The sequence below is a fragment of the Xanthomonas protegens genome (assembly GCF_038442435.1).
GTDB lineage: Bacteria > Pseudomonadota > Gammaproteobacteria > Xanthomonadales > Xanthomonadaceae > Xanthomonas_A > Xanthomonas_A sontii.
In genome coordinates, this window is the sequence record NZ_JAQJCQ010000001.1 from 662,690 (window position 1) to 677,922 (window position 15,233).

Genomic DNA, 15,233 nt, shown 5'->3' on the forward strand with positions numbered 1-15,233 from the left:
GCTGTGCGGCTCGTTTCCGCCGCAGCCTGCCGATGAGCGCCAGCCCGATGGTTCCCGATGTCCTTGCGGCACGCGCCGCGCAACGCCTGGCCTGGGCGCGCACGGCCCTGGACGACGCACAGGCGACGCTGCAGCGCGCCTCGGTGGACGCCGGCCAGCGCAGCTACTGGCGCAGCCACGGCCACGGCGTCAGCCGCATCGTGATGGATTCGCCGCCGGACCTGGAAGACGTGCGGCCGTGGCTGCGCATGCACGCGCTGCTGCGCGGCGGCGGCGTGCGGGTCCCGGAAATCCTGGCGCAGGACGCGGAGGCCGGCTTCCTGCTGCTGGAAGACCTGGGCCAACCGACCCTGGCGCAGAGCCTGGACACGAACACGGCGGACGCGCACTTCGACGCCGCGCTCGGCCAGTTGCTGCGGCTGCAGGTGATCGCGCCGCCGCCGGGCATGGGCGTGTTCGGCGAGGCGCTGCTGCAACGCGACGCGGGACTGTTCGAGGACTGGTTCCTGCAGCGCCACCTGGGCATCACCCTGGATACCGACGAACGCGCAGCCCTGCACGGGGTGCAGCGCCAACTCATGGACAACGCGCTGACCCAGCCGCAGGTGCTGGTGCACCGCGACTTCATGCCGCGCAACCTGATGCCGGCGGCCGACGGCCCGGCGGTGCTGGATTTCCAGGACTGCGTGATCGGACCGGTGGCCTACGACCCGATCAGCCTGTTCAAGGACACCACGGTCAGCTGGCCTTTGGCGCAGGTCGACGCCTGGCTCGCCAGCTATCACGCGCGTGCGCTGCAGGCCGGGATCCCGGTGCCGCCGCTGGCGCAGTTCCTGCGCGACGCCGAGTGGATGGGCGTGCAGCGCCACCTGAAGAACCTGGGCATCTTCGCGCGGCTGAACTACCGCGACGGCAAGGCCTGGTACCTGGACAACGTGCCGCGCTTCATCGCCTACCTCGACGAGGCGCTGCCGCGACACCCGACCCTGCAGCCGCTGGCGCAGCTGCTGCAGGCGCGGATCAAGCCGGCCCTGGCGCAGCGCGCGGCGGCCGGCGCATGAAGGCGCTGATCTTCGCCGCCGGCCTCGGCGAGCGCATGCGTCCGCTGACCGCGCACACGCCCAAGCCGCTGCTGGCGGTGGGCGGCACGCCGCTGATCGTCTGGCACCTGCGCAAGCTCGCCGCGCTGGGCGTGCGCGAGGTGGTGATCAACACGTCCTGGCTGGCCGAACAGTTTCCGCAGACGCTCGGCGACGGCAGCGCGTTCGGGCTGCGCATCGCCTATTCCTACGAAGGCGCCACGCCGCTGGAAACCGGCGGCGGCATGCTGCACGCGCTGCCGCTGCTCGGCGAGGCGCCGTTCCTGCTGGTCAACGGCGACATCTGGACCGACTTCGATTTCGCCCGACTGGCGCCCGAGCCGCCAGGCCTGGCGCAACTGGTGCTGGTGGACCCGCCGGCCTATGCCGCGCACGGCGATTTCGCCCTGCAGGACGACGGACACGTGCACAACGCCGGCGACCGCTTGCTGACCTACGCCGGCATCGGCATGTACCGCCCCGCCCTGCTGAGCGACTGGCAGACCATCGCCGCCCCGGCGCCCACCGCGCCGGGCGCGCCACCCCGCTTCTCGGTGGTGCCGCTGCTGCGCGCGCAGGCCGAGCAGGGCCAGCTTCATGGTCTACATCATCACGGCCGCTGGACCGACGTGGGGACGCCGCAGCGGTTGGCGGAGTTGGATGAAGTGCTGGGAGTGGAGATTCGGGATTCGGGATTGGCGAAAAGCTAGGCCGTCACTGCCGTCCAACAGGCGCACACCGCATCAGGATGGGCGTTCGGATCGAGCAATCGGCTTTTGACCAGCTCCACTCCCAATCACCAATCCCGGCTCTTTCAGCTCTTCTCGAATCCCGAATCCCCACTCCCCACTCCCCGCCCCTCCAGCACCCGCCGCAAGAACGGCACGGTCACCCGCCGCTGCGCCGCCAGCGATTCGCGATCCAGACGCTCCAGCAAGCCGATCAGACCGGCCAGGTCGCGTCCGGCGTGGGTCAGCAGCCAGTCGATGGCCGCGTCTTCCAGCACCAGGCCGCGGCGCTGGGCGCGTTCGCGCAGCACCGCGGCGCGGCCGGCGTCGTCCAATGGCGCCAGGGCGATGCGGGTGCACTGCGACAGCCGCGAGCGCAGATCCGGCAGGCTGAGCGCCAGGCCGTCGGGCATGGCCTGCGCGGTGTACAGCAAGGTCACCCCGGCGCTGCGCGCACGGTTGTGGAAATCGAACAGCGCCACTTCGTCCTCGCGCTGCCCGGCGATCGCCTCCAGGCCGTCGAGCGCGACCAGGTCGCGGCCTTCCAGCGCTTCCAGCGCATCGCGCAGGCGGCCTGCGGCGGCCTGCAGCGGCAGATAGGCGGCGCTGCGTCCGGCCTGTTCGGCGGCCGCGCACAGCGCCAGGGCCAGATGGGTCTTGCCGGTGCCGGCGGGGCCGGACAGGTACACCCAGTCGTCGGCGGCGCCGTCGGCGACCGCCTGCAGCTGCGCCAGCAGCCCGTCCGGCGCGCCCAGATAGCGGTCCAGGCGCTGCTCCGGCGGATAGCGCAGGGCCAGCGGCAGTTGCGGCACGCTCACGGCTGGTCGGGGCTGCGCGGCGGCAGTTCGATGATGGTGGTGCGCTCGGTAACCGTATCCAGCAGGATCGCCGACTTCTCGCCCGCGTACAGGTCGCTCTGCCGGTACTGCTCATGCAGGTAGTGCAGCAGCACGTTGGCCACCGCCGCCACCGGCAGCGCCAACAGCATGCCGAGGAAGCCGAACAGCTGGCCGCCGGCCATCACCGCGAAGATCACCGCCACCGGATGCAGCCCGATCTTGTCGCCGACGATGCGCGGAGTCAGCACGTAGCTTTCCAGCAGCTGGCCGACGGTGAACACCACGCCGACCAGGATCAGCAACTGCAGGTCGAAGCCCTTGGCCTGCACCAGGGCGGCCAGCACCGCCAGCAGGATGCCGGTGGTCGCGCCCAGGTACGGGATGAAGCTGATCAGGCCGGCGACGATGCCGATCAACAGGCCGAGCTTGAGGCCAACCAGGGTCAGGCCGCCGGCGTAGATCACGCCCAGCGCCAGCATCACCAGGAACTGGCCGCGGATGAACGCACCCAGCACCTCGTTGGATTGCTGCGCCAGGCGGGTGATGGTGCCGACGTGGTTGCGCGGGATGGTGGCGGCCACGCGCGCGACCAGCAGGTCCCAGTCGCGCAGGAAGTAGAAGGTCAGGATCGGCAGCAGCACCAGGTTGACCACCCAGGTCACCATCGCGAAGCCCGAGCGCGACAGGTAGCCGAAGAAGGTCGCGGCGACGCCGCCGGCCTGCTGCCAGTGCCCGCGGATCCAGTCGATCAGCCGCTCCGGATCCAGCCAGGCCATCAGCTCCAGTCCGGTCTTCTGCTCGGCCCACGGGATCGCGGTGCCGATGAACCAGTCGCGCGCCTGCGGCAGCACGTCGATGAAGGTGACGATCTGCCGCTCCAGCATCGGCACCAGGATCACCAGCGCCAGCACCAGCAGCAGCACCATCAGCACGAACACCAGGGTCACCGCCATGTTGCGCGAGCGCCCGGCGCGCTCCAGGCGGTCCACCAGCGGGTCGCCGAGCCAGCCGAGCAACAGCGCCAGCACGAACGGGGTCAGGATCGGCGCCAGCAGCCACACCACCCACAGCACGCCGACGATCACCGCCGTCCATTTCAGGCGGCGCAGGAACAGCGCGATCTCGGCTTCGGGCGACAGCGTCATTTCAGGCGGTACTCCGTCGGCTCGCTGTTGAGGATCACCGGACCCTCGACCGGCGCGACCACCGGCTGCAGCGCGCCGTCCGGGCCGAGCATGCGGTTCAGGCCGGACACGCCGCTGAGCAGATCCAGATCCAGTTCCAGGCGATCGCCGTCGGCGCGGACCGGCACGATGCGCCGCACCACCGAGGCGTTCTGCAGCGCGGCGGAGGCGCGCAGGTAGTCGTCGGCGCTGCGGATGCCGGTGATCACCACCCGGTAGATCCCGGCCGGGCCGGCGCTGACCGCCTTGGCGTAGCGCTTGACCAGGGCATCGGCGGCGCCGTCGGCACCGCTGGCCATGGCGCGGCGCGCGTCGGCGTCGCTGGACGACCAGGTCGACAACACTTTGCCGCTATCGACGAAGGTCCAGTCCGCGGTCCAGCCGCCGGCCTTGCCGCGGTACAGCTTGCCGATCAGTTGCATCGGCGGGCTGTAGCGCGACGAGGCGCTGGCCACCGCGGCGGTGTCCTGGCGCCAGATCGCGCCGGCCAAGGCCTGCTCGGCGGCGTTGCCGGTGGGCAGGCCGAGGCGGAAGCCACGCTCGATCGCGCGGTCGAGCAGGCTGCGCGCGGCGTTGGACTGCTGCACGCCGACCAGGCGCGGGCCGCTGCCGTCGTCGATGGCCAGCCACACCACCGGCTTGGGCCGCGGCTGCGGCCACACCGGCAGGCCCAGGGCCGCGGCCAGGCCGTCCACGTCCTGCGGGCGGAAGCGCGCCACCAGGATGGTGCGGAAGGTCGGCGCGCCGCTCGGCGAGGTGCCCTGGTCCTGGCGGTAGTCGAAGGTGTCGACCAGATTCTTGGCATTGCGCAGCGCCTGGGTCACCCCGGGCCGCGACATCACGCCCTTGTCGCCGGAGATCTTGCCCAGCACCACGCCGAGCGCACGGGCCAGGGCGCCGTTGCGGTCGCCCTCGCTCTGGCTGTTGACCGGCACCTCGGCATCGTAGGGGCCGGTGGCGCCGGCCACGTCGCCCTCGGTGCGCAGCTCGGCCTGGGCCAGGGCGGTCGCGACGGGCAGGCACAGCGCGAAAGACAGGAGGAAGGCAAGGCTGCGGCGCATGAAGGGTCCAGTACTCGGCGTATCCGGGGCGAATTGTTGCCCGAATGCGGGCCTAGCGCCAATGCGGCCTGTTAAAATCGCCGCCTTTCCGCCGACCCCGCCGCCCGTGACCACTTCCCAGCCCCCCGCCGCCGCCCCGTTGACCTACCGCGACGCCGGCGTCGACATCGATGCCGGCAACGCCGTCGTCGAACGCATCAAGCCCCTGGTCAAGCGCAGTTTCCGCCCCGAGGTGATGGGCGGGCTGGGCGGCTTCGGCGCCCTGTTCGACCTGTCCGGCAAGTACCGCGAGCCGGTGCTGGTGTCCGGCACCGACGGCGTCGGCACCAAGCTGAAGCTGGCGCAGCAGCTCGGCCGCCACGACACCATCGGCATCGACCTGGTGGGCATGTGCGTCAACGACGTGCTGGTGCAGGGCGCCGAGCCGCTGTTCTTTCTGGACTACTTCGCCACCGGCAAGCTCGACGTGGAGACCACCGTGGCGGTGGTCGGCGGCATCGCCCGCGGCTGCGAACTGGCCGGCTGCGCGCTGATCGGCGGCGAAACCGCGGAAATGCCCGACATGTACCCGCCGGGCGAGTACGACCTGGCCGGTTTCACCGTCGGCGCGGTGGAGAAGTCGCAGTTGCTCGACGGCGCCCGGGTGCGCGCGGGCGACGTACTGATCGGCATTGCCTCCTCCGGCCCGCATTCCAACGGCTACTCGCTGATCCGCCGCATCTACGACCGCGCCGGGCGCCCGGACGCGCTGCAGGTCGGTGGCGTGGCCCTGGCCGACGCGCTGATGGCGCCGACCGCGCTGTACGTCAAGCCGATTCTGTCGCTGCTGCGCGAACAGGGCGAAGCCATCCACGCCATGGCGCACATCACCGGCGGCGGCCTGACCGAGAACATCATCCGGGTCATCCCCGACGGCCTGGGCCTGGACATCCGCGCCAGCGCCTGGACCCTGCCGCCGGTGTTCGACTGGCTGCAGCGCGAAGGCGCGGTGGCCGACAGCGAGATGTGGCGCACCTTCAACTGCGGCATCGGCTTCGTGCTGGTCGCCGCGCCGGAGCAGGTGGCCGCGCTGGAGCGCAGCCTGGACAGCCTGGGCCTGGCGCACTGGCAGATCGGCGCGGTGGTGGCCGCTGCGGACGCCGGCGAACGCGTGCACATCGGCTGAGCCGCATGGCGGCGGCCAAGCGCGCCTGGCTGACGCTGGCGCTGGCGGTGTTCGCCGCCAGCTGGATACGGCCGCTGTGGCCGGCGGAACAGGCCATGCACAGCTCCCTGGCAGTGCTGGGCCTGGCCTGGCTGGTCTGGCACGACCGGCGCTGGCCGCTGCGCACCGGCCAGTTCGCGGCCATCTGCGTCTTCATCAGCGTGCACAACGTCGCCGCGCACTGGCTGTATTCCAACGTGCCCTACGACCAGTGGCTGCGCGCGATGACCGGCGGCTGGTCGCCGAACGCGGCCTTCGGCTGGCAGCGCAACCACACCGACCGGCTGATCCACCTGCTGTTCGGGGTGTGCTTCGCGCCGGCATTGCGCGATCACGCGCGCCAGCGCTGGCCGGCGCTGTCGGCGCGGCAGGCCTTCGTCCTGGCGACGATGGCGATCATGTGCGCCAGCCTGGTCTACGAATGGCTGGAATGGCTGATCGCGCTGCTGCTGTCGCCGGAGCAGGCCGAGTCCTACAACGGCCAGCAGGGCGATCCCTGGGATGCGCACATGGACATGCTGCTGGCCACGCTGGGCTGCGCCAGCGCCTGGCCGTGGCGGCGCACCGCGCGCCCGCTTCCCTCCACCCCGCGCTGAGACAGACGATGTCGCTGCCACCGCCCCTCCCCGTCCCCGGCGGCCATGCCGCCGATGTGGTACGTGCCACCTCCGACCTGAACACCCTGGCGACGCTGTATGCCGTCATGGCGGGGCTGCAGGTCTTCGTGGTGCTGCTGGTGGGCGCCGTGCTGGCCTACGGCGTGCACGAGGAGGCGCAGCTCAACGCCGTCGGCCAGAGCCCGGATCAGGCGCAGAGCGGCGTCATCGCGATCGTGATGCTGTCGATCCTGCTCGGCTTCGGCCTGCTCGCGCTGCTGCTCAAGGTGCTGGTTGCGCGCGCCTTGCGCCACCGCCGCCAGCTGGGGCTGTGCTACGCCGGCGCCGTGATCACCTGCCTGGGCTTCCCGCTGGGCACCGCGCTGGGCATCGCCACCCTGCTGACATTGCAGCGCCCGGCCGTGGGCGCCCTGTTCCGGACCCCCGCCCGATGACGCTCCGCCTCGCTGTCCTCGCCTCCGGGCGCGGCTCCAACCTGCAGGCCATCCTCGCCGCGATCGCCGCCGGCACCCTCGATGCCGAGGTGGTCGGCGTGTTCGGCGATCGTCCGGAGGCGCCGGCGCTGGCGATGGTGGCGCTGGACCGGCGCTGGTCGGCGCGGCCCAAGGACTTCCCCGATCGCGCCGCCTTCGAGCAGGCGCTGGGCGACGCGGTCGCCGCGGCGCGGCCGGACTGGGTGGTCTGCGCCGGCTACATGCGCATTCTCGGCGCAGGCATCGTGCAGCGCTTCGGTGGGCGCCTGCTCAACATCCACCCCTCGCTGCTGCCCAAGTACCGCGGCCTGCACACGCATGCCCAGGCCCTGGCGGCCAGCGACGCCGAGCACGGCGCCAGCGTGCATTTCGTGGTGCCGGAACTGGACGCCGGCGCGGTCATCGCGCAGGTGCGGGTGCCGGTGCAGCCCGGCGACGGTCCCGACGACCTGGCGCAGCGTCTGCTGCCGTGCGAACACCGGCTGCTGTGCGCGGTGCTGCGGCTGGCCGCGGCGGGCCGTCTGGCTGAACGGGACGGCAAGGTCTGGCTGGACGGTCAGTGCCGGTTTAGTCCGCTGCGCCTAGATTGCGACGACGTGCTGCTTCCCTGAATGCGCTGCCGCACCTTCCGCGGCCCCTCCCCTCTTCCCTCCCGCTCACGCCAGCCGATCCCATGAAGCTCGCTCCGCGTCCGTTCGCCTTCCTCGTCGCGTCCGGCCTCGGCCTGCTGGCGCCCATCGTCGGTGCGCAGGTCGCGCCGGCGCCCGCCGCGCAGCCGGCGCCGCAGACCGCCCCTGCTCCGACCGCGCCCGCCACCGGCGCACCTGCACCTGCCGCCTCGGCGTCGCCAGCGCTGCCAGCCGAGGCCTGGACGCCGCCGCCGCTGCAGCCGTTCGTGGCCACCTACGACGCGCTGTACAAGGGCAAGCCGGCCGGCGACGCGCGCATGGACGTGGTACATACCGGCGGCGACCAGTGGCGGGTCGACCTGGGCGTGCATGGCCGCAGCGGCTTCGCCAGCATCCTCGGCCTCAACATCGAACAGAGCACGGTGTTCACCGTGCAGGACGGCCGCTACGTTCCGCAGAGCCAGAGCACGGTCAAGAAGGCGGTGTTCTTCGGCAAGAAGGTCACCGGCGTGTACGACTGGAAGCAGGGCGTGGCGCGCTGGGACGGCGACCTGAAGAAGGACCGGCAGGCGCCGATCCCGCTGCAGCCCGGCGACCAGAGCGCGCTGCTGCTCAACCTCTCGCTGATGCGCGACGCGCAGCCCGGCAAGACCATGACCTACCGCTTCGTCGACGTCGGCCGGGTGCGCGAACATGTCTACCGTGCCGCCGACCAGACCGAGACCGTGCAGGTCGGCGACATCAGCTACGACGCGTTGCGGGTGTCGCGCACCAATGGCGGCCGCAATGAGACCATCCTGTGGATCGCCAACGGCGTGCCGACGCCGGTGCGCATCCTGCAGCGCGAAGACGGCGAAGACCGCATCGACCTGCGCCTGACCGAATACCAAGGAGCCTGACCATGACCCGCATCGCCCGCCCGCTGACCGCCCTCGCCGCCGCCCTGCTGGCCACGGCGAGCCTGCCCGCCCTGGCCCTGGAGCCGTTCACCGCGGACTACCAGGCCAGCTACATGGGCATGCAGGCCAACGGCGTGATGACCCTGGCCAAGCAAGGCGCCGACCGCTGGCGCTACAGCCTGGCGATCAAGAACCAGGTCGCCGACCTCAGCCAGAGCACCGTGTTCGAGGAAAAGGGCGGGCAGCTGCGTCCGCTCAGCAGCGACGACCGCTCGGTGTTCCTGATCAAGAAGAAGGCGGTGACCGCCAACTACGACTGGAGCACCGGCCAGGCGACCTGGGGCGGCGACCTCAAGGCCGACCGCCGCGGCCCGGTGAAGCTGCAGCCGGGCGACATGGACGCGCTGCTGATCAACCTGGCGATCGCGCGCGACGTCAACGCCGGCAAGACCCCGAGCTACCGCATGGTCGACGAGGGCCGCGCCAAGCCGATGACCTACCGCGTCGCCGGCAAGGAAGCGGTCACCGTCAACGGCAAGACCGAGCAGGCGACCAAGGTCAGCCGCACCGACGGCTCCAAGGAAATCATCGCCTGGATCGTGCCGGACATGCCGGTGCCGGTGCGCATCCTGCAGCGCGAGAACGGCCAGGACGCGCTGGACCTGACGATCAAGGCGTTGCGGTAAGGCCGGGATTGGGGAATCGGGATTGGGGAATCGTGAAAGCAGTTCCCCGCCCGTGATCGTTTCCGTGTCAGGGCTGGGATTGGGGAGTCGGATTGGGGAATCGCAACGGCGGCTCCCCCGCCGGGGTTTTTCCCATGTAGGAGCGGCTTCAGCCGCGACGCGCTGAGCCGGGATTCGGGATTCGGGATTCGCAACAGCAATTCCCTGCCCGTGGTGCTTCCCATGTGGGAGGGGCTTCAGCCCCGACGCGAGGGTGCGAATCGTCTTGCGGAAACCAGCTGGCGACTTGCAGCAGAACCAAAGCGGCGCGCGTCGACTCCCATCCATGGGATATGGAGCGTGGCAACCGGCCGTGCCTCTCACTACCGCACTCCCAACGCGGGCGCTGGCTAAGCAGCGCCCTGCCCCACGCCCTTACTTCTTCTCCGCCGGCGCGGCCTTGAAGGTGGTGCGGCAATCCACGCGGATCTGCGCGCCGGTGCTGCGCCAGTAGAACGTGCTGCATTCGCGCGGGCCGTTCTGGGTGCGGCTGACGCCGACCGCATAGAACGACTGCCAGATCTCGTCGCGGGTGACCTGACCGTCGCCGTTCCAATCCATGTCGCGCTCCTCGATGCCCTGGGTGATGGCGATGCCGGTGTACCAGGCATAGCCCACCCAGGCCAGCAGCACCACCACGATCGCCAGCAATACCTTGCGCCGGCGGCTGAAGCGGCCGCTGAGGATCATGCGACGCGCCGGATGGACGCGCCCAGCGCCCCCAGCTTCTCCTCGATGTTCTCGTATCCCCGGTCCAGGTGGTAGATGCGGTCGATGGTGGTGTCGCCGTCGGCGACCAGGCCGGCCAGGATCAGCGAGGCCGAGGCGCGCAGGTCGGTGGCCATCACCGGTGCGCCGCTGAGTCGCTCGGCGCCGCGCACGATCGCCGTATGCCCTTCGATCTGGATGTCCGCGCCCAGGCGCAGCAGTTCGTTGACGTGCATGAAACGGTTCTCGAAGATCGTTTCGTTGATCACGCCGACGCCGTCGGCCACGCAGTTGAGCGCCATGAACTGCGCCTGCATGTCGGTGGGGAACGCCGGATACGGCGCGGTGGTCAGGCTGACCGCGCGCGGGCGCTTGCCGTGCATGTCCAGGCGGATCCAGTCCTCGCCGGTCTCGATGCTGGCGCCGGCCTCGGTGAGCTTGTCCAGCACCGCGTCGAGGGTGTCGGCGCGCGCGCGGCGCACGGTCACGCTGCCGCCGGTCATCGCCGCGGCGACCAGGAAGGTACCGGTCTCGATGCGGTCCGGCAGCACCGCGTGGCGACCGCCGGACAGGCGCTCCACGCCGTGCACGACGATGCGCGAAGTGCCGGCGCCTTCGATCTTCGCGCCCAGCGCGATCAGGCAGTCGGCCAGGTCGCTGACCTCCGGTTCCATCGCCGCGTTTTCCAGCACGGTGGTGCCGTCGGCCAGGGCCGCGGCCATCAGCACGTTCTCGGTGCCGGTGACGCTGACCATGTCGAACACGTAGCGGCCGCCCTTGAGCCGGCCGTTGCTGCTGGCCTTGATGTAGCCGTTCTCGACACTGATCTCCGCGCCCAGCGCCTGCAGGCCCTTGATGTGCTGGTCGACCGGCCGCGAGCCGATCGCGCAGCCGCCCGGCAGCGACACTTCGGCCGCGCCGAACTTGGCCAGCAACGGGCCCAGCACCAGGATCGAGGCGCGCATGGTGCGCACCAGTTCGTACGGGGCGACGTGCTGGTGGACCTTGCGCGGGTCGACGGTGATCGCGCTGCCGCGCGACAGCGTGCCTTCGTCGATGGTGACTTCCGCGCCCAGCTCGCCGAGCAGCTTCACCGTGGTGATCACGTCGTGCAGCTGCGGCACGTTGGTGATCTCCACCGGCGCATCGGCCAGCAGGGTTGCGCAGAGGATCGGCAGCACGGCGTTCTTGGCGCCGGAAATATTGACTTCACCGTGCAGCGCATTGCCGCCGGTCACTACGATTTTGGCCATGGGTCTCGTGGGGGAAGGGAAAGGGAAAAACGGGCGCGCCGCGGCTCAGCCGGCGGCGCGCTCGGCCTGTTCGGGGGTCAGGGTGTTCAGCGCCAGCGCGTGGATCGCGCCGCCCATCAGCTCGCCCAGGGTGGCGTAGACCATGCGGTGGCGGGCCAGCGGCAACTTGCCGGCGAAGGCGGCGCTGACCACGGTGGCCTCGAAGTGCACGCCGTCGTCGCCCTGCACCTGCACCTGCGCGTCCGGCAGGCCGGCCTCGATGAGTTTACGGATGGTTTCGGCGTCCACCGGGCTTTCCTAATAAAATGATCGGCCATTCTACCCTCCGACCGGCACCCGCATGGATGTATCGCCCCTGTCTCCCACGACGCCCGACGACGCCGGCCTGGTCGTCAGCGGCCGTCGCGTGGTCGAGATCGAGCAGGCCGCGCTGGCGGCGGTCGGCGCGCGCATCGGCGCCGAGTTCGCGGCCGCCTGCCGGCTGATCCTGGGTTCGCGCGGGCGCGTGGTCGCCACCGGCATGGGCAAGTCCGGCCATGTGGCGCGCAAGATCGCCGCCACTCTCGCCTCCACCGGCACCCCGGCGTTCTTCGTGCACCCGGGCGAGGCCGGGCATGGCGACCTGGGCATGATCACCGACGCCGATGTGGTCCTGGCGTTGTCCTATTCCGGCGAGTCCGACGAGATCCTGATGCTGCTGCCGGTGCTCAAGCGCCAGGGCAACGCGGTGATCGCGATGACCGGGCGCGCGCAGTCCACGCTGGCGCGCGAAGCCGACCTGCACCTGGACGTCAGCGTGCCGGCCGAGGCCTGCCCGCTGGACCTGGCGCCGACCTCCAGCACCACCGCCTCGCTGGCGCTGGGCGATGCGCTGGCGGTGGCGTTGCTGGACGCGCGCGGCTTCACCGCCGACGACTTTGCCCGCTCGCACCCGGCCGGCAGCCTCGGCCGCCGCCTGCTGCTGCACATCACCGACGTCATGCACCACGGCGACGAACTGCCCAAGGTGCGCGAGGACGCCAGCCTCAGCGAGGCGCTGGTGGAGATGAGCCGCAAGCGCCTGGGCATGACCGCGGTGGTGGACGCCGACGACCGCCTGCTCGGCCTGTTCACCGACGGCGACCTGCGCCGCGCCCTGGACAGCGCGCTGGACGTGCGCCAGACCCGCATCGCCGAGGTGATGACCCGGCAGCCGCGTACCATCGGCGCCGACCAACTCGCCGCCGAGGCCGCACGGTTGATGGAAACCCACCAGATCAATGGCCTGATCGTGGTCGACACGGCCGGCCGCGCGGTCGGCGCGCTCAACATTCACGACCTGTTGCGCGCCAGAGTGGTTTAACAGGCTGAACCCGTTCACCGCCAGTGGCGCTCCACGCCGCTGGCCCTGGCCGCTGGAAAGCCGGCCTCCCCGCCCCGATATCCCGAACATGCCCTATTCCCCGCTGGCCGACCTTCCCGCCGACCTGATCGACCGCGCCGCCCGGATCCGCCTGGCGTGCTTCGATGTGGACGGCACGCTGACCGACGGCCGCCTGTATTACGACCGCGACGGCAACGAGAGCAAGGCCTTCAACGTGCTCGACGGCCAGGGCCTGGTGCAGTTGCGCCGGCACGGCATCGACGTGGCGCTGATCACCGCGCGGCCCAGCCTGGCCGCGGAGAAGCGCGGCCAGGAGCTGGGCCTGCTGGTGCAGATCGGGGTCAAGGACAAGCGCGCCGGGGTGCAGGCGCTGTGCGACGAGCGCGGCATCGGCCTGGAGCAGGTCTGCTTCATGGGCGACGACCTGCCCGACCTGGCGCCGCTGCGCGTGGTCGGCCTGGCGGTGGCACCGGCCAACGCCCATCCCTGGACCGCCGAACACGTGCACTGGACCACCCGCGCCCGCGGCGGCGAAGGCGCCGCCCGCGAACTGTGCGACGTGCTGCTGGCGGCGCAAGGCCACGTCCCGTCCCTGCTGCAGGAGCATGGCGCATGAACTGGCGTACCACTCTCGGCGGCCTGCTGCTGGTCGGCGCCCTGATCAGCGGCTGGTCGGCCTGGAACCAGCGCAGCAAGCCCAGCCGCAATCCGTCCGACGAAGCCAGCGTGGACTACATCGCCCGCGACTTCGAGATCGTCAGCCTGGACAAGCAGGGCAAGGAAGCGATGACCCTGCGCGCGCCGCAGATGGAACGCAGCCGCGCCGACCAGACGATGTCGATCGTGACCCCGCTGTTCCTGCTGCCCGACGCCAACGGCCAGCACTGGGAAATGCGCAGCAAGACCGGCTGGGTCAGCGCCAACGGCGACGAACTGCGCCTGCGCGACGACGTCGCCGGCGACAGCCCCAAGGTGCCCAGCATCCCGCCCACCACCTTCCGTACCCAGAGCCTGGACGTCTTCCCGCAGACCAACAGCGCACGCACCGCCGACCCGGTCACCATGACCCGGCCCGGTATGATGCAGACCGGCGTCGGCTTCCAGGTCGACTTGAAATCCCGGCAGTACAAGCTCCTTTCACAGGTCAAGTCCCGTTATGAACCGAATGCTGCCCGCTAAGCTCGCCCTGCTCGCCCTGCTGCTGCCGACCCTGGCACTGGCCAAGTCGACCGACCGCAACCAGCCGATGGACATCAAGTCCGACGCGCAGGACGGCAACATGATGGCCGACGACGGCAAGGTCCGTTTCTTCGGCAATGTCGTCATCATCCAGGGCACGCTGGAGATCCATGCCGATACTGCCGACCTGTTCCGCAAGAACGGCGACATCGACCGTGTCGTGCTCACCGGCAAGCAGGCCACCCTGAAGCAGGAACTGGACGACGGCTCGCCGATGGACGCGGTCGCCGACAACATCGACTACAAGGTGCCCACCGACACGGTGATCCTCACCGGAAACTACCGCATGACCTCGCCCAAGGGCACCAACGCCGGCCAGCGCATGGTCTACAACACCAAGACCGGCGACATGCAAGGCGGCGGCGACGGCACCCGCGTGCACACGGTGATCCAGCCGAAGAACGCTGGCGCTGCTCCGGCCGGCACGCCTGCGAACGGCGCGAAGCCTGCCGCCAAACCGGCCGCGACGCCAGCCAAGCCGGCCAAGCCTGCGAAACAAGGAGGCCAGTGATGCTGCTCGCCGAAGGCCTGCGCAAGCGCTACAAGCAGCGCGAAGTGGTGCGTGATTTTGCGCTGACTCTGGAGGCCGGCGAAGTGGTCGGCCTGCTCGGCCCCAACGGTGCCGGCAAGACCACCTGCTTCTACATGATCGTCGGCCTGGTCGACGCCGATGCCGGGCGCATCGTGCTCGACGGCAACGACATCACCGCGCTGCCGATGTACAAGCGCGCCAAGCTCGGCGTCGGCTACCTGCCGCAGGAGCCGTCGGTGTTCCGCAAGCTCAGCGTCGCCGACAACATCCGCCTGGTGCTGGAACTGCGCGAGGATCTGGACAACGCCGGCCAGGAACGCGAACTGGTGGCGCTGCTGGACGAACTGCAGATCAGCCACGTCGCCGACCAGCTCGGCGCCAGCCTCTCCGGCGGCGAGCGCCGCCGCTGCGAAATCGCCCGCGCGCTGGCGGCCAAGCCGCGGCTGATGCTGCTCGACGAGCCCTTCGCCGGCGTCGACCCGATCTCGGTCGGCGAAATCCAGCGCATCGTCACCCACCTCAAGCAACGCGGCATCGGCGTGCTCATCACCGACCACAACGTGCGCGAAACCTTGGGAATCTGCGACCGGGCGTATATCCTCAACGAGGGCAGCGTGTTGGCGCAGGGCTCCCCAGAAATGCTTCTTGCAAACTCAGAGGTAAGACGAGTTTACCTCGGCGAAACATTCAAGCTGTGATT

At 70.2% G+C, this 15,233-nt stretch carries 19 protein-coding genes; 13 read left to right on the forward strand and 6 right to left on the reverse strand.

The window, feature by feature from the left end; translation table 11 throughout:
* Window positions 1–32 precede the first annotated feature (32 nt).
* Both PIQ37_RS02880 and murU read left to right on the forward strand, forming a co-directional pair.
* A complete protein-coding gene (locus PIQ37_RS02880) occupies window positions 33–1,061 on the forward strand; it encodes an aminoglycoside phosphotransferase family protein (RefSeq protein WP_342072278.1) in 1,029 nt (342 codons plus the stop codon).
* The gene (murU, locus tag PIQ37_RS02885; RefSeq protein WP_342072279.1) at window positions 1,058–1,789 is read left to right on the forward strand and encodes an N-acetylmuramate alpha-1-phosphate uridylyltransferase MurU; all 732 of its coding nucleotides are present in this window, start codon (window positions 1,058–1,060) and stop codon (window positions 1,787–1,789) included. The genes PIQ37_RS02880 and murU overlap by 4 nt, the downstream gene beginning before the upstream one ends.
* 104 nt (window positions 1,790–1,893) lie before the next feature.
* Here the strand turns inward: murU and hda are convergent, their stop codons facing one another.
* Genes hda through PIQ37_RS02900 form a run of 3 tightly spaced genes read right to left on the reverse strand, consistent with a single transcriptional unit; the run spans window position 1,894 to window position 4,891 of the window.
* Complete coding sequence (gene hda / locus PIQ37_RS02890; protein ID WP_342072280.1) at window positions 1,894–2,625, reverse strand: DnaA regulatory inactivator Hda; 732 nt, start codon at window positions 2,623–2,625, stop codon at window positions 1,894–1,896.
* The gene (locus PIQ37_RS02895) at window positions 2,622–3,791 is read right to left on the reverse strand and encodes an AI-2E family transporter (protein ID WP_342072281.1); all 1,170 of its coding nucleotides are present in this window, start codon (window positions 3,789–3,791) and stop codon (window positions 2,622–2,624) included. Before PIQ37_RS02895 ends, hda begins: the two co-directional genes overlap by 4 nt.
* A complete protein-coding gene (locus PIQ37_RS02900; RefSeq protein WP_342072282.1) occupies window positions 3,788–4,891 on the reverse strand; it encodes a DUF2066 domain-containing protein in 1,104 nt (367 codons plus the stop codon). The genes PIQ37_RS02895 and PIQ37_RS02900 overlap by 4 nt, the downstream gene beginning before the upstream one ends.
* A 106-nt stretch (window positions 4,892–4,997) precedes the next feature.
* Here PIQ37_RS02900 and purM point away from each other — a divergent pair, with 106 nt between their 5' ends.
* The 6 genes from purM to PIQ37_RS02930 all read left to right on the forward strand — a co-directional run bounded on the left by purM (window position 4,998) and on the right by PIQ37_RS02930 (window position 9,399).
* Window positions 4,998–6,056 carry a phosphoribosylformylglycinamidine cyclo-ligase gene (purM, locus tag PIQ37_RS02905; RefSeq protein ID WP_342072283.1) on the forward strand — a complete coding sequence of 353 codons (1,059 nt, stop codon included), beginning with the start codon at window positions 4,998–5,000 and terminating at the stop codon, window positions 6,054–6,056.
* 5 nt (window positions 6,057–6,061) lie between these two features.
* The gene (locus tag PIQ37_RS02910) at window positions 6,062–6,691 is read left to right on the forward strand and encodes a DUF2238 domain-containing protein (RefSeq protein WP_342072284.1); all 630 of its coding nucleotides are present in this window, start codon (window positions 6,062–6,064) and stop codon (window positions 6,689–6,691) included.
* An 8-nt stretch (window positions 6,692–6,699) separates the two neighbouring features.
* Complete coding sequence (locus PIQ37_RS02915) at window positions 6,700–7,146, forward strand: hypothetical protein (RefSeq protein ID WP_342072285.1); 447 nt, start codon at window positions 6,700–6,702, stop codon at window positions 7,144–7,146.
* Complete coding sequence (gene purN / locus PIQ37_RS02920) at window positions 7,143–7,796, forward strand: phosphoribosylglycinamide formyltransferase (protein WP_342072286.1); 654 nt, start codon at window positions 7,143–7,145, stop codon at window positions 7,794–7,796. The genes PIQ37_RS02915 and purN overlap by 4 nt, the downstream gene beginning before the upstream one ends.
* A 62-nt stretch (window positions 7,797–7,858) precedes the next feature.
* Window positions 7,859–8,713 carry a DUF3108 domain-containing protein gene (locus tag PIQ37_RS02925; protein WP_342072287.1) on the forward strand — a complete coding sequence of 285 codons (855 nt, stop codon included), beginning with the start codon at window positions 7,859–7,861 and terminating at the stop codon, window positions 8,711–8,713.
* Window positions 8,714–8,715: 2 nt separating this feature from the next.
* Window positions 8,716–9,399, forward strand: a complete 684-nt coding sequence (locus tag PIQ37_RS02930; RefSeq protein WP_017910671.1) for a DUF3108 domain-containing protein — start codon at window positions 8,716–8,718, stop codon at window positions 9,397–9,399.
* A gap of 414 nt (window positions 9,400–9,813) precedes the next feature.
* On the opposite strand, the gene PIQ37_RS02935 is transcribed toward PIQ37_RS02930, so the two are convergent.
* Genes PIQ37_RS02935 through PIQ37_RS02945 form a run of 3 tightly spaced genes read right to left on the reverse strand, consistent with a single transcriptional unit; the run spans window position 9,814 to window position 11,687 of the window.
* A complete protein-coding gene (locus tag PIQ37_RS02935) occupies window positions 9,814–10,128 on the reverse strand; it encodes a hypothetical protein (protein WP_010344096.1) in 315 nt (104 codons plus the stop codon).
* On the reverse strand, window positions 10,125–11,399 hold the full coding sequence (gene murA, locus PIQ37_RS02940) for a UDP-N-acetylglucosamine 1-carboxyvinyltransferase (protein WP_010344097.1): 1,275 nt from the start codon (window positions 11,397–11,399) through the stop codon (window positions 10,125–10,127). The genes PIQ37_RS02935 and murA overlap by 4 nt, the downstream gene beginning before the upstream one ends.
* A gap of 45 nt (window positions 11,400–11,444) precedes the next feature.
* Complete coding sequence (locus PIQ37_RS02945) at window positions 11,445–11,687, reverse strand: BolA family protein (protein WP_010344098.1); 243 nt, start codon at window positions 11,685–11,687, stop codon at window positions 11,445–11,447.
* A gap of 52 nt (window positions 11,688–11,739) precedes the next feature.
* Here PIQ37_RS02945 and PIQ37_RS02950 point away from each other — a divergent pair, with 52 nt between their 5' ends.
* The 5 genes from PIQ37_RS02950 to lptB all read left to right on the forward strand — a co-directional run bounded on the left by PIQ37_RS02950 (window position 11,740) and on the right by lptB (window position 15,231).
* Entirely contained in the window at window positions 11,740–12,741 is a 1,002-nt protein-coding gene (locus PIQ37_RS02950; protein WP_342072288.1) for a KpsF/GutQ family sugar-phosphate isomerase, read from the forward strand.
* A gap of 88 nt (window positions 12,742–12,829) precedes the next feature.
* Entirely contained in the window at window positions 12,830–13,378 is a 549-nt protein-coding gene (locus PIQ37_RS02955; RefSeq protein WP_017910666.1) for a KdsC family phosphatase, read from the forward strand.
* The gene (gene lptC, locus PIQ37_RS02960) at window positions 13,375–13,941 is read left to right on the forward strand and encodes an LPS export ABC transporter periplasmic protein LptC (protein WP_152182017.1); all 567 of its coding nucleotides are present in this window, start codon (window positions 13,375–13,377) and stop codon (window positions 13,939–13,941) included. Before PIQ37_RS02955 ends, lptC begins: the two co-directional genes overlap by 4 nt.
* The gene (lptA, locus tag PIQ37_RS02965) at window positions 13,919–14,512 is read left to right on the forward strand and encodes a lipopolysaccharide transport periplasmic protein LptA (protein ID WP_043091258.1); all 594 of its coding nucleotides are present in this window, start codon (window positions 13,919–13,921) and stop codon (window positions 14,510–14,512) included. Before lptC ends, lptA begins: the two co-directional genes overlap by 23 nt.
* Window positions 14,512–15,231: an LPS export ABC transporter ATP-binding protein gene (lptB, locus tag PIQ37_RS02970; protein WP_295919966.1), complete on the forward strand. Its 720-nt coding sequence runs from the start codon at window positions 14,512–14,514 to the stop codon at window positions 15,229–15,231. Before lptA ends, lptB begins: the two co-directional genes overlap by 1 nt.
* Window positions 15,232–15,233 lie beyond the last annotated feature (2 nt).